The sequence below is a fragment of the Sulfitobacter sp. L-8 genome (genome assembly GCF_056859255.1).
The window spans coordinates 102,148-115,075 of sequence record NZ_JBSXOD010000053.1 but is presented as its reverse complement, the minus strand read 5'-3'; the positions used below and the strand labels follow the sequence as shown (position 1 = coordinate 115,075).

Sequence of the window (12,928 nt, the reverse complement as noted above, 5' to 3'; positions counted from 1 at the left end):
AATTCCCCCTTTAAAAATCATGCTTGCGAATGTTCTTCAGCATTTTCTGCAAGGTACCAACAAAGGCACTTTTCTCTGTTTCTGTGACACCGCGGAACATTGCCTCGTAGGCGTTGGACATGTGTGGCCAAAGCTGATCAAAGGTCTTGCGGCCAGCGTCAGTCATAAATATCCGCGTGGCTCTGCTGTCGTTGGGGTCAGGCAGTCGCGCGACCAATCCGTCTTGCACTAATGCATCCAACCCTCTGCTTAGGGTCGATTGTTGTACGACCGCGTAAACCGCCAGTTCGCGGATCAAAATACCATCCAACACGGACAACACTGCAAGCGATCGCATTTGCGTTGTGGTCAAACCCAGCTTTGCCATCTCTTCCCGCAGGGCGGCGTTATAGCGCCCCATTAACCGGTTCATCAAATAGGGCGCAAAGTTTTCCAACCCCATTTCAGCCAGTTTTCGAGCCTTATCTGAAGGTATGTCCTGTAGAATCACACGCTGGTTCCTTATGCAGCTTCAGCACCAGATTGCCGAAATTGGGGCGCTGTTTTTCAGTCTTTGGGAACAAGGGCAAGTGCACGGATCGGGCTGCCGGTCCCATGCTTTATTTTCAACGGGGCGGCGATCAGGATCGCCCCCTTTGCCGGCAATTGATCAAGATTTGCAAGGCTGGCCAACCCAAAGCAATTATCGCGATGCAATAGATTGTGCGCGGGATACGGGGGCTCCATTCCGCCGGCTTGTCCGGCATCGGTACCTATACATTGCGTTCCCCACCCCACGATCCCTTTTGACAAAAGATACTCGATACAGTCAGGCGTCGGGCCGGGACTATGAGGGCCAGAATCATCGGCATTCAGAAACCTGGCCTCGTCAGTCGCACGTTTGTCCCAATCGGTGCGCATAACCACCCATTCACCCGGACCGATCTCGCCATATTCTGACTCCCATGCTTTTACGCTGTCGGCGGTTAACAGAAAGTCTTCGTTTTTAGCTGTCTCTTCCGAGCAATCAATTACGTTTACCGGGGCGACAAGCCGCTGGACATCAAGGGTATCGGTAAACCCGTCATCGTAATCCTTGCCGGTGATCCAGTGATGAGGAGCGTCGAAATGGGTACCGGAATGTTCGCCCAGCTTCAGCCAGTTCCACGCAAAGAACGGGCCGTCCTCATCGTATTCACTGATCTTGTGAATTTCGACTTTAGGGGTATTTTTGGCGAAATCCTCGGGCAGCCTGAGAATCGGCGTATCCGGTCCCAAAACACCCGTGCAATCTACCACTTTCACGTCACCTGATGCCAACATCATAGCAAGGTTCGTCAGACTATTTTCGCTGTTCATCGTCGTCACTCCCTATCCTGTACCGTCTAACGTGTATTGGGTAAGATGCTAGGTAGCGTTATATGCGTTTGCAACTAAAATTACATTTGCCCTAACATAAGACACTATTCCAAGGTAGCGATGATGGACCACGCATACTTTCTTTATCATTCGATTGGGCAATACCCTGGCAAAGCTATCCAGATGGCAAATGCCATGTCTGAATTTGCCGATATTTGGGCCGCAGCGGATGATGGTCAGTGGCCGAAGGTGCTCACCAAAAGGGAAGAGTTCCTGTCGCGATGGCGCACCTTGATTCACGCACCGGATGGCAGCCTGACCAGTGCAGAAAATGTAACTACGGCACTTTTTTCGGTGATCGGTGGCCTGCCCCCCGGTTACCTGCGTGGCAAGAGACTGCTGATCGCGGCAGATTGCTTTCCGTCTCTGCATTTCCTGCTGAGTGGTCTCGCCGATCGGATGGGTTTTGTGCTGGATACTGTTCCGATGCGGGACGGGCAGTTCTGGGTGCAGGACGATGACATGCTCGATGCGTGGGGGCCAGATGTCGGCCTGGCGTTGTTAACCTTCGTAACCTCTACAAGCTCGCATCAGTGCGATCTCTCGCGGTTGTTGCAGCATGGAAAGACCATGGGGTCTCTGGTAGGTCTTGATTTGACCCAAGGCATCGGGATCATCCCATTCTCTCTAGTCGATCATCCAGTGGATTTTGCAGTTTCCTCCAGCCTCAAATGGCTGTGCGGCACGCCCGGGGCCGGTATAATTCAAATGCACACTAACCTGATCGAACAGGTCACCCCAGAGCTGCGCGGATGGTTTTCACAGGAAAATCCGTTTTCATGGGACCTCGATGCATTTAAATACGCCCCGGATGCGCGGCGGTTCGACAACGGAACACCTTCAGTTCTAGCTTGTTTAGGGTCTGTCCCTGCGTTGAAATGGCATGCCACGCAGGAAGGCCTGTTGGCACATAACCGGTCACTTACCGATCAGATCATCGTGGCGGCGGACCACGCTGGGCTTACCGTCGCAACCCCGCGCCTGCACGACCGGCGCGGCGGATCGGTTATGATTCAATTGCCTGAAACGACAGATAGTCAAACGCTGGTGCAACAATTGCGCGAACAGTCTATTTACGTTGACGCGCGCGGGCAGATCCTGCGTCTGTCACCAGGGGCGATTACCACCGAACACCACGTAGATAAATTGTTCGATCAGCTTATCTCCCTTGTTTAGAGGCTGTTGAAAAAGCGCTGCATACGATCCATTGCATCGGCCAGCACCTCTAGTTCAGCGCAGCCGAAACAAACACGTAGATGCCCCTCGCCGGCGGTGCCATAGAAACTGCCTGCTTCCACAACCACGCCGGTGTCGCGCAATAAACGGTCCGCACATTCCTGGGCGTGCAACCCGGTTGCCGTGATATCGGGAAACGCATAGATCGCACCCTGGACATCGGCACACGTCACGCCGGGCATTTGATTTAGTCGCCCGACCACATAATCACGTCGCTCGCGGTCCCGCGCTACCAGAGTCGCCAACACGGAACTATCGCCAGTTACCGCCGCCAGCGCTCCGTATTGGATAAACGTGTTCACATGGGTGGCGTCATTGGTGGTAATTTTCATCAGCGGGGGCATCAATACTTCGGCCGCGGCAACGTATCCCAGTCGCCAGCCGTCCATCGCATACGCTTTGGTAAATGCGAAAAGCGTGATCGTCCGCTCTTTCATGCCGGGCAATGAGGCGATCGAAATATGAGGCGTGTCATAGGTGATTTCTTCATAAACCTCGTCCGAAATCACCAGCAGATCATATTCCCGGGCCAAATCAGCGATAATCTGCAATTCGTCAAGACTGTACACCCGACCGGTAGGGTTACAGGGATTGACCAACACAATCACCCGGGTGGCTGAAGTGATAACAGGCTCTATCAAGGCGCGATTGATCGAAAATCCGTTTGTGGCATCCAATGGCGCAATGGTGGCTTTGGCCCCGGCCAGTTCGGCTTTGCCAATATGCTGCGGATAATAGGGGGCAAGCAGCAATGCCTCATCACCCGCGTCAAGAAAACCCATGAAGGCTGCAAACGACCCTTGGGTCAAACCGTTGGTGATCAGAATCTCATCAGCGGTGACATCGATCGCGTTCTGACGCTTCAGCTTGTGGGACAACGCCTGACGCAGTTCGGAGAGCCCTTGCAGGTCTGAATAGTGAACGTGGCCGTTTTGCAGAGCTGCAATCGTTGCGTCCTTTATATGCTGGGGGGTGTCGTCGGCAGGCATGCCGAGTTCCAGATGGATCAGGTCACCCGGCATGCCGACAGCTTTGGCGAACATGCCAAAGTTTTTAGGACTGGTGTCGGTAATTCGTCGGGCAGGGCGAATGGCCATTCCGCTTTCCTTGCAACTTAACACCTACGTTTGCATTAATTTTGATACCGCAGGTCAGCCAGAACACCAAACCGAAACGGACCGCTCTGTCGGCGATATTTATCCGGAGCTCGACGGTCAGAGGCCGGCGGACCCTGCGCTGGTTTTACACTGTTACGCCCGTACAGAGACACAAAACCCGCCCAAACTTATGTCCAGGCGGCTTTCATGGTAACTTTATGACTTGCTCAATAGCGGTAGTGTTCAGGCTTGAACGGTCCTTCGGGCGTTACCCCGATATAGGCGGCTTGTTCACTGCTAAGTTGCGTGAGCTTCACGCCGATACGATCAAGGTGCAGTCGGGCCACCTTTTCGTCCAGGTGCTTGGGCAGGATGTATACCTTGTTCTCGTACGCGCCGGTATTTTCCCACAGTTCGATCTGCGCCAACACCTGGTTGGTGAATGACGCGGACATCACAAACGACGGGTGGCCGGTGGCATTACCAAGGTTCAACAAACGACCTTCGGAGAGCAGGATCAGACGATTGCCGTTCGGCATCTCGATCATATCGACCTGTTCCTTGATGTTGGTCCATTTATGGTTCTTTAGCGCGGCGACTTGGATCTCATTGTCGAAGTGGCCGATATTGCCAACAATCGCCATGTCCTTCATCTCGCGCATATGCTCGATGCGGATCACGTCTTTGTTGCCGGTGGTGGTGATGAAGATATCAGCGGTGGCCAACACGTCTTCCAACAGCACCACTTCAAACCCGTCCATGGCAGCTTGAAGCGCACAGATAGGGTCTACTTCAGTGACTTTTACACGTGCGCCCGCACCAGCCAACGAAGCAGCAGAGCCTTTGCCGACGTCACCATAACCCATGACGACGGCTACTTTACCCGCCATCATGGTGTCTGTTGCCCGACGGATACCATCGACCAGCGATTCCTTGCAGCCATACTTATTGTCAAACTTCGACTTGGTGACAGAGTCGTTCACGTTGATCGCAGGGAAAGGCAACTGACCTTGCTTGACCAGTTCATACAAGCGATGCACGCCAGTCGTTGTTTCTTCGGAAACGCCTTTGATCTGGTCGCGCATTTTGGTGAACCAACCGGGGGATGCTTCCATCCGCTTCTTGATCTGCGCCTTGATAGCGACTTCTTCTTCGGATGTGGGCACAGAAATCACATCTTCGCCCGCTTCCGCGCGCGCACCCAACAGTATGTATAGTGTCGCGTCGCCGCCATCGTCCAAAATCAGGTTCGGTCCATCGGGGAACTGAAAGGATTTGTCCAAATAGTCCCAGTGCTCTTCCAGCGACTGGCCTTTGATCGCGAAAACCGGCGTTCCGCCAGCAGCGATGGCCGCTGCTGCATGATCCTGCGTCGAGAAAATGTTGCATGATGCCCAACGCACGTCTGCACCGAGGCAGTTGAGCGTTTCAATCAGAACCGCTGTTTGGATCGTCATATGCAGTGATCCTACGATACGCGCTCCGCTCAACGGTTTCTTTTCTCCGTACTCGGCACGCAACGCCATCAGACCCGGCATTTCAGTCTCAGCAATATCAAGCTCCTTGCGGCCGTACGCGGCAAGGTTAATGTCTTTAACGATATAATCGTTGGCCATGGGGTATCCCTTTTCAAAAATCGGATATTTGGGACGCGATTAGCACTTTGATGAGGCAATCTCAACGGTGGTGAAATCATGGACGGTTTCGGGGCGCGACTTAGACGCGTGAATCTTGATGCCGCGGGTGTTTACCCAGCTATTTTCACTTTGTAGGGACCCTGGCTCCGGGGGGCGCGGTAACTGTGGCACCCGCATTTCAACCTGTTCTAAAGCATAGACGAAATGTCCGATGCCCCGGTCGGATAGGCAAACATCGTTTCTTTTAGTTGATCTGCGGTCAGCCCGTGCCGCACGGCCAGGGTAAAGATGTTGATAACCTCATCGGCATGTGGCCCAAGCAGATGGGCACCCAAGATGCGGCCGCTGCCTTCTTCTACAAGAACCTTGTGGCCAGAAATGGTTTCGGCCTGCTGACGTGTCGAGAACCAACCCGGAGTACGATCGGATTGCATGCGGAACTTCAGGCCTTTCTCGCGCACTTGGGCCTCGTCCAGCCCTACCCGTGCGATCGGCGGCAGGGTGAAAGCGACAGATGGCACACCAGTATAATTTGGCGTGATATGGTTGCCGTCCAGCAGATTGGCCGCGACAACCTTGCCGTCATGATTTGATACTGGCGTCAGTGGTGGGCCCATTTGGGCGGTGTCGCCGGCAGCATAAACCGCCGGGTTCGACGTGCTTTGCAAATACTCGTTGAGGGCCAGCTTGCCATCACGCAATTCTACATCTCCGGCATCCAGATCAAGCGATGCGAAATCCGGTTGGCGTCCAGCTGCATGCACGACGAGATCCGCATCATAGGTCCGGGTCCCCCCTTTCCCCCCAGCGATAACACGAAAGGCATCGCCAGTCTTTTCCACACGTTCGACCGTGGTTTCGGCATGTAGCGTCACGCCGATATCTTCGTATTTTTCCATCAACCACCCGACAAGGTCAGGGTCAAAGCCAGTCAGCATTCTGTCACCCTGCTGAAGGATCGTCACCTCCGCTCCGGCACGCGCCGCGATGTGCGAAAACTCGGCCGCGATATAACCTCCGCCGACCAACACGATCCGGCGGGGTAAACGCTCCATTTCCAAGAAGCCTTGACTATCAACAAGGTATTCCTCACCCGAAATGCCCAGCGTCACCGCTTCAGATCCAGTGGCCAGAACGATATGCTTGGCCTCTAGCCTCTCGTCATTGATTGCGACCGAGTTCGGGCCGGCAAAGCGCGCTTTTCCGTGGTAGGTCGCGATACCACTATCCGAGAAGCTTTTTTCCTTCTTCTCTGGCACAGGATCAGTGAATCCGCGTTTGAATTCCATGAGGCTGCGCCAATCAATCCGCACCTCGCCCTCGACCCCCTTACCGTCCATCCGACGTACGTGATCGGCAGCAGACGTTCCGCCAATCAACATCTTTTTGGGGTCACATCCGCGCAACGCACAGGTGCCGCCATAGGGGCGAAAATCGGTAACCGCCACACTAAGGCCTGCGGCGCTGACGCGGCGCGCTACGGTCGTCGCGGCGGTACCGCTTCCGATGACTATCAGATCGTAGGTCGTACTCATGATGGATCTCCCCATTTTATTGTCATGCGGCACGCTGTATCTGCATAACGCGAGTGATAATTTTCCCGTACAGGGCTTCGACAACCAAGCCGTGCTCGTAATGCTCTGTATTCAACTACAGGCTAACCCCAAAGTTCCGCTTGAGCCGCCATCCATGCGAAGCCCCGATGCATGAGCCTGCTTCCCTGGCCTGCCCGGCGAAGGTCAGGTCACGGTCACAAACGTTATCCTGCGCGGCAACTCAGCATTGTCACATCTTTATCAAAGGTCTGCGCAGCGAGCTTTAACCCCTCCACGGTAGTGAGATAGGGAAAGATCGTGTCGCCGAACGCATTGATCGTCATGCCCGCTTTTCGGGCCATCACCAACGTCTGGATACTGTCGGAACCTTCTGCAGCAATGATCTGGCCCCAAAGCAGCAGGTCCGTTTTCCGGTCAGCGACAAGCTTTATAACCCCGCGTGGGTCGCGCGCAGCCTGCGCCCGCGGCACTTGGTCAAGAGGCAATTCGGAGACCTTGACCTCGTAACCCGCGTTGCGTGCCTGACGTTCGCCAAGGTCAACGCCTGCACCTTTGGGGTCAGTGAATACCACCCAGGGCATCGCGCTGTTGTCATAGCAGTTGTTACCGCCCAAGACCGCATTGCGGGTCGCGATCTTGGCCCCGTAGGCCGCCATATAGACGAACCGGTCAAGACGGTTGCACCTTCAGCCCGGAACAAATCCGCCAAAACCTGAGAGACCTCTGGTTCAGCGTCCGGTAATAAGCGCGAGCGGGTTACAAGAGTAACCTTGACCCCCATCCGTGCCATCATTTGCGCCAATTCTGCACCGATCTAGCCGGTGCCGACAAAGATCAGGCTGGCGGGCAGAGTTTCCAGTTCGGGAAGCGAACTGCTGTCGAGAAGATCGACATCCTCGATCCCGCGGATCGCCGGGACAAGCGTACGACGCCCTGTCGCGATCAACGTCTTGGGTGCCGTGATATCGCGACCGCCCGCGCAGACGCCCAAGCTGACTAGAACGATGGGTAAGATACACCACGACGTCATGGCCAGCGCCCCGAGCGCGGCAAACGCTATGGCGACCCGCTCCGGCTCTCGTCTGTGTCAGCGTTGATCGGTGTAGGGGCAGATTTTGGCTTGTCCATGCGGGTCTCCTTGCGATCAATTGCAACGAGTCTTAAGGTCTGTAGGTGATACAGGCTTAGGGAGTATTTCAGTGAAAACGAAGAACACTTTCGTGAGACCGATGCAGCGGGCAGCGTTGGCCCGTGAAACTGGATGCAACCTAGAGACAATTCGATATTACGAGACAATCGGCGTGATGCCGGACCCGCCCCGGGACCCAAACGGTTATCGCTGCTATGACGAAAATCATGTGCGCCGCCTGCGGTTTGTGATGCGCGCCCGCGACTTGGGATTTTCGCTCGAGGAAATAAGAGGGTTGCTAACCTTAGTCGATAATGAAACGCGGTCGTGTGCAGAGGTTGAGCAGATCGCTTTGGGGCACCTTAAAGATGTCCAGACCAAAATCGCGGACCTGGTTCGGATCGAGACCGCGCTTAGCAACACGCTGGCGCATTGTAGCGGCGCTGATGTACCGGAATGTGCCGTGTTAGACGCTTTGTTGGATTGATGAGAAGGTTACGTGGGACAAGAACGCCGATCTCCACAGCGCATAAAGAAACGGCATGGCAATCAACCGGCATCAATGGGAGGTGCCTGATGTTCCTAGTCAAGAGAAGCAATAATCGTTTGCTGTGCTTCCAAACCCGCCATCCAGTTGGTTCCTTGGGCAGTTACACAAGCCGTGCCATCCGATAATGTTTTGACCGCGGACCAAGTTCCGGTCATTTCGGACGCCCATACCTGAACATTGCCGTCTTTCTGATTAGGGACCGGTTCCTCACCGTACCAATCCACCAATGACGCCTTCAATTCCTGTGCTGGCATGCAAACTTCACCGGCAAAGGCGGGTGCACTTACCGTGCCAAGTGCAAGGGTCAGGACTAAAGTTGAAATAACAGGTTTCATGATTGTCTCCTTCATGGGAAGAACACGGAAACTGTGTAAATGTTCCACATTCCTGAAGCAGAGGCATCCTATGGCGCAGCAACCCCGCGCGTGGCAACGCATGTTATCCGGTCGCAGGCTAGACCTTCTTGACCCGACGCCGGTCGATATCGAGATCGAAGACATCGCGCACGGGCTGGCGTTCGTGGCGCGGTGGAACGGGCAAACCCACGGTGATTTTGCCTATTCCGTTGCCGAACATTCGTTGCTTGTCGAAACCATCTATGGGCGATTGAACCCCAAGGCACCGGCAAAGTGGCGACTGGCTGCATTACTGCATGATGCGCCCGAATACGTGATCGGTGATATGATATCGCCGGTCAAGGCGGCTGTCGGTCCGGAATACACTGCGCTGGACCAGCGCTTGACAGCGGCAATTCACATCAGATTTGGTTTGCCGGCAGCAATCCCGAAATCCGTCAAACAACAGATCAAGAAAGCCGACAAAATCAGCGCGTGGATGGAGGCTACACAGATTGCCGGATTTTCACACGCCGAATCGTCGCGATTTTTCGGCAAACCTGATCCTGCAACATTAGAAGGGCTGTCGATCGTGCTGCGCCCCCCGACCGAAACCCGTGTTGCCTTTACTGAACGGCACAATGATTTACTGCGAGACCTTTGATGATCGTCGTGCGGCCTGCTCTTTCTCTGGATGCGCCCGAAATGGCACAGCTGTTGAACAAGATTATCGCGATCGGCGGCACCACCGCGTTGGTGCGACCGGTTACCGCGCAGGACCTGAAAGACTGGATGGCCTTTGCCGCCGACAAAAGTGCCTGGCACGTCGCGCTGGAAGACGCAGCGGGGGGCGTGGTCGGCTTTCAATGGATCAGCCCACATCCGAAACTTCCAGCGGCGGCGTGTGATATCGCCAGCTTTGTGAAGGTCGGGCGCACAGGGCTTGGCATCGGTTCGGCGCTTTTCGATGCAACAGCCAGGGCCGCTGAAAGAATTGGCTATACCTGGATCAATGCGACGATCCGAGGTGATAATAACGGCGGTTTAACCTATTATCAAAGCCGGGGTTTCCGCGTTTGGCACGTTGACGACAATGTGGAGCTTGAAACAGGTCAAATCGTCACGAAGATCAGCAAGCGCTATGATATCTGAACTTTAGCGTGGCGATCTTTTCGCCAGGATCCGCTGCAAGGTGCGTCTGTGCATGTTCAGGCGTCGCGCCGTTTCCGAAACATTCCGATCACACAGCTCGTACACACGCTGTATGTGTTCCCAACGCACGCGGTCCGCGCTCATCGGGTTTTCTGGCGGAGCGGGCAAATCATCGCCGGTCGCCAAAAGGGCGTTGGTGATATCATTCGCATCGGCGGGTTTCGACAGATAGTCAATTGCGCCGATCTTGACAGCCGCGACAGCCGTCGCGATCGCACCATAGCCAGTCAAGACAACCACCCGCGCGTCGGGTCGCTTTTCGCGCAGCACTTCGACGATATCCAGACCGTTGCCATCTTGCAGACGCAGGTCCACCACAGCAAAGGCCGGGGGTCGGCCCGTGGCGATAGCGCAACCGGCTGCTACTGAATCCCCTGTCTCCACGTCAAAGCCCCGTTTTTCCATCGCCTTGGCCAAACGTCGCAAAAACGGCTCATCATCATCAATCAACAGCAGTGATCGATCTTCTACTAGATCAAGCGCATTTTCCTGAACCATTTCGTGCCTCGTCGCTACCACTTGAACATCTCTTTGGGCAAAGAGTATGCGCCTCTGTGAAGATAGGCAAATACTCTACTGATTTTCGACAAAGCACGCGACTTTTTCTGCCATATCGGCCGGTGGGATATCACGCCGGAAAAAATCCACATAGCCTTCCTGCGGCATCACAAGATAGGTCATGGTGGTATGATCGACCAAATAGGTGTCGTCCTCAGCTTCATGCGCCTTGAAGTAGGTTCGGTACGCGTCGCTTGCTGCTTTGACTTGTTCTGGCGTTCCGGTAAGTCCGACCATCTTGGGGTGCATATAGCTGACGAATTCGCCCACAACCGTTGGCGTGTCTCTTTTTGGATCAATAGAGATGAATACCGGCGTCACTGACAGACCACGGTCCGCCAGAACGTCGACCGCAGCGGCATTTCGGCTAACGTCCATGGGGCACACATCCGGGCAGTAGGTATATCCAAAATACACCAAGCTCGGCTCGGTGATGATATCCTTGTCGGTCACTGTCTGACCGTTGGTGTTTATCAGCTCGAATGGTCCGCCCAGATCGTCGCCCCCGGCGACCGCAGAACTCTTGCATTGCGCATATTTGTCGGCGGCGTTCGGCCACAGACCCAGTTCAAACGCTATCCACGCCACAGCAGGCACGATCAAAATCAAGCCTGTTACCCATCCAAGTCTCATCCTAAAGCTCCAATGCGAAAGCGCGCCCTTGATCGCGCAATGGGGGGCACCTACGCTGCAATTTTGTCGGTGCATAGCACCAAGTTGAAAAAGGTGCGCCAATGACGCAGGCCACGATCAAACCATTGGGCGACCGGACGCGGGCCAACTGGATCAGACTGCGCACCATGATTGTGTTGCGTTGGGTCGCGATTGCGGGGCAACTGATTGCAATCACGGTGGCCCAGCGCCTGTTCGGTCTACAGCTGGAGCTAGCGCTTTGCTACTTCGCCATCGGTGTATCGGTCATCGGTAATTTGATCGCCACACTGGTGTTTCCCGAAAACAAACGGCTTTCGGAATATGAAAACCTGTCAATGGTGCTGTTCGATCTATTGCAGCTCAGCTTTTTGCTATTTGTCACCGGAGGCCTGAATAACCCATTTTCGCTATTGCTGCTGGCACCGGTTACAATTTCAGCCACCGCGCTCAGCTTGCGATCGACCGTGGTGTTGTGTGGGACCGCTATAGTATTAGTCTCTATTCTGGCGACATATCACTTTCCGCTGATCACCCAAAACGGTGGCCTCATGGAAATTCCTGATGTCTTTGTCTTTGGAAATTGGATCGCTTTGATCATCGCCATCGTATTTTCCACAGCATATTCCCGACGGGTCACTACCGAAATCCATTCCATGTCCGATGCGTTGACAGCGACCCAGATGGCACTGGCCCGCGAGCAGAAATTAACTGACCTGGGCGGGGTCGTCGCCGCCGCCGCGCACGAACTGGGCACACCACTGGCGACGATCAAACTGACCAGCGTCGAACTGTTGAGCGAACTGCATTCTTGGCCGGAACTGGCCGAAGATGCGGCTCTGATCCAGGATCAAGCCGACCGATGCCGTGATATTTTGCGAGACATGGGAAGGGCTGGAAAGGACGATCTGCATATGCACACAGCCCCGTTGATGACAGTATTGGAAGAAGCCGCTGAACCACATCGGATGCGTGGAAAAACCATAGAGTTCTCAATAGATCCAACTGCCGGTGATACAGTCGACCAGCCGGCGATATACCGCAAACCCGAAATCATTCATGGTCTACGCAACCTTATCCAAAACGCAGTCGATTTTGCCAGTACGACCGTCTGGGTCGAAGCGAACTGGACAGACCGTCATATCTCGGTACGAATTTTTGACGACGGCAAAGGCTTTCCTCCCTATCTTCTGGGACGGATCGGCGACCCTTTCATGCGGCGCCGCAGGCCTGAACCCGCCTCGTCTGAACGCCCGGAATACGAAGGCATGGGGTTAGGGCTGTTCATCGCGAAAACGTTGCTTGAAAGATCTGGTGCCGAACTGCGATTTGCCAACGGGTCAGAAGACCCAACCGACCGCTTTAATGAATTAGGCGCAGTGGTAGAGGTCATCTGGCCACGTCGCCAGTTAGATGCGCAGACAACAAACGGATCGACATCGCTTGGTGAAAACCTCCCAATTCGCATATGATTCACACCAATTGCGTCCGTTGTAATCATCGTTAACGAAAGATTAACGTTTTACGCGTCTAAACACCGGATTATTAATGAAAGTGTTCTGAATTGAT

Annotated in this window: 13 protein-coding genes and 1 pseudogene; 5 read left to right on the top strand and 9 right to left on the bottom strand. The window is 54.5% G+C overall.

All coding sequences use genetic code 11. The features are described from left to right. Positions 1-10 precede the first annotated feature (10 nt). Together AC13DE_RS13920 and AC13DE_RS13915 are read right to left on the bottom strand one after the other, a co-directional pair. Positions 11-490, bottom strand: a complete 480-nt coding sequence (locus AC13DE_RS13920; RefSeq protein WP_483048168.1) for a MarR family winged helix-turn-helix transcriptional regulator — start codon at positions 488-490, stop codon at positions 11-13. Between the two features lie 56 nt (positions 491-546). After that, positions 547-1,338 (bottom strand): cyclase family protein, encoded by a 792-nt coding sequence (locus AC13DE_RS13915; protein ID WP_483048167.1) that lies wholly within the window; start codon positions 1,336-1,338, stop codon positions 547-549. Between the two features lie 120 nt (positions 1,339-1,458). On the opposite strand from AC13DE_RS13915, the gene AC13DE_RS13910 reads away from it, so the two are divergent. Next, positions 1,459-2,574, top strand: a complete 1,116-nt coding sequence (locus AC13DE_RS13910; protein ID WP_483048166.1) for an aminotransferase class V-fold PLP-dependent enzyme — start codon at positions 1,459-1,461, stop codon at positions 2,572-2,574. Here the strand turns inward: AC13DE_RS13910 and AC13DE_RS13905 are convergent. From AC13DE_RS13905 to AC13DE_RS13890, 4 genes and pseudogenes are all read right to left on the bottom strand, one after another. After that, the gene (locus tag AC13DE_RS13905) at positions 2,571-3,731 is read right to left on the bottom strand and encodes a pyridoxal phosphate-dependent aminotransferase (protein ID WP_483048165.1); all 1,161 of its coding nucleotides are present in this window, start codon (positions 3,729-3,731) and stop codon (positions 2,571-2,573) included. The two genes, AC13DE_RS13910 and AC13DE_RS13905, sit on opposite strands and share 4 nt — an antisense overlap. A 227-nt stretch (positions 3,732-3,958) precedes the next feature. Continuing rightward, positions 3,959-5,347, bottom strand: coding sequence for an adenosylhomocysteinase (gene ahcY, locus AC13DE_RS13900; protein WP_446312824.1), 1,389 nt, complete (start codon positions 5,345-5,347; stop codon positions 3,959-3,961). 209 nt (positions 5,348-5,556) lie between these two features. Continuing rightward, entirely contained in the window at positions 5,557-6,903 is a 1,347-nt protein-coding gene (locus tag AC13DE_RS13895) for a dihydrolipoyl dehydrogenase family protein (protein ID WP_483048164.1), read from the bottom strand. 224 nt (positions 6,904-7,127) lie between these two features. Continuing rightward, positions 7,128-7,900: pseudogene (locus AC13DE_RS13890) on the bottom strand (FAD-dependent oxidoreductase); the annotation flags it as partial. Positions 7,901-8,123: 223 nt separating this feature from the next. On the opposite strand from AC13DE_RS13890, the gene AC13DE_RS13885 reads away from it, so the two are divergent. Then, entirely contained in the window at positions 8,124-8,540 is a 417-nt protein-coding gene (locus tag AC13DE_RS13885) for a MerR family transcriptional regulator (protein WP_483048163.1), read from the top strand. A gap of 95 nt (positions 8,541-8,635) precedes the next feature. On the opposite strand, the gene AC13DE_RS13880 is transcribed toward AC13DE_RS13885, so the two are convergent. Then, positions 8,636-8,938 carry an S-adenosyl-L-homocysteine hydrolase gene (locus AC13DE_RS13880; protein ID WP_446296319.1) on the bottom strand — a complete coding sequence of 101 codons (303 nt, stop codon included), beginning with the start codon at positions 8,936-8,938 and terminating at the stop codon, positions 8,636-8,638. Between the two features lie 70 nt (positions 8,939-9,008). Between AC13DE_RS13880 and AC13DE_RS13875 the strand changes: the two genes are divergently transcribed. Together AC13DE_RS13875 and AC13DE_RS13870 are read left to right on the top strand one after the other, a co-directional pair. Further along, the gene (locus AC13DE_RS13875) at positions 9,009-9,602 is read left to right on the top strand and encodes an HD domain-containing protein (RefSeq protein ID WP_446296320.1); all 594 of its coding nucleotides are present in this window, start codon (positions 9,009-9,011) and stop codon (positions 9,600-9,602) included. Next, a complete protein-coding gene (locus AC13DE_RS13870) occupies positions 9,602-10,090 on the top strand; it encodes a GNAT family N-acetyltransferase (protein ID WP_483048162.1) in 489 nt (162 codons plus the stop codon). Before AC13DE_RS13875 ends, AC13DE_RS13870 begins: the two co-directional genes overlap by 1 nt. A gap of 3 nt (positions 10,091-10,093) precedes the next feature. Here the strand turns inward: AC13DE_RS13870 and AC13DE_RS13865 are convergent, their stop codons facing one another. Together AC13DE_RS13865 and AC13DE_RS13860 are read right to left on the bottom strand one after the other, a co-directional pair. Beyond that, on the bottom strand, positions 10,094-10,648 hold the full coding sequence (locus tag AC13DE_RS13865; protein WP_446296322.1) for an ActR/PrrA/RegA family redox response regulator transcription factor: 555 nt from the start codon (positions 10,646-10,648) through the stop codon (positions 10,094-10,096). Between the two features lie 75 nt (positions 10,649-10,723). After that, entirely contained in the window at positions 10,724-11,341 is a 618-nt protein-coding gene (locus tag AC13DE_RS13860; protein ID WP_483048161.1) for an SCO family protein, read from the bottom strand. A 101-nt stretch (positions 11,342-11,442) separates the two neighbouring features. On the opposite strand from AC13DE_RS13860, the gene regB reads away from it, so the two are divergent. Beyond that, a complete protein-coding gene (gene regB, locus AC13DE_RS13855) occupies positions 11,443-12,831 on the top strand; it encodes a sensor histidine kinase RegB (RefSeq protein WP_483048160.1) in 1,389 nt (462 codons plus the stop codon). Positions 12,832-12,928 lie beyond the last annotated feature (97 nt).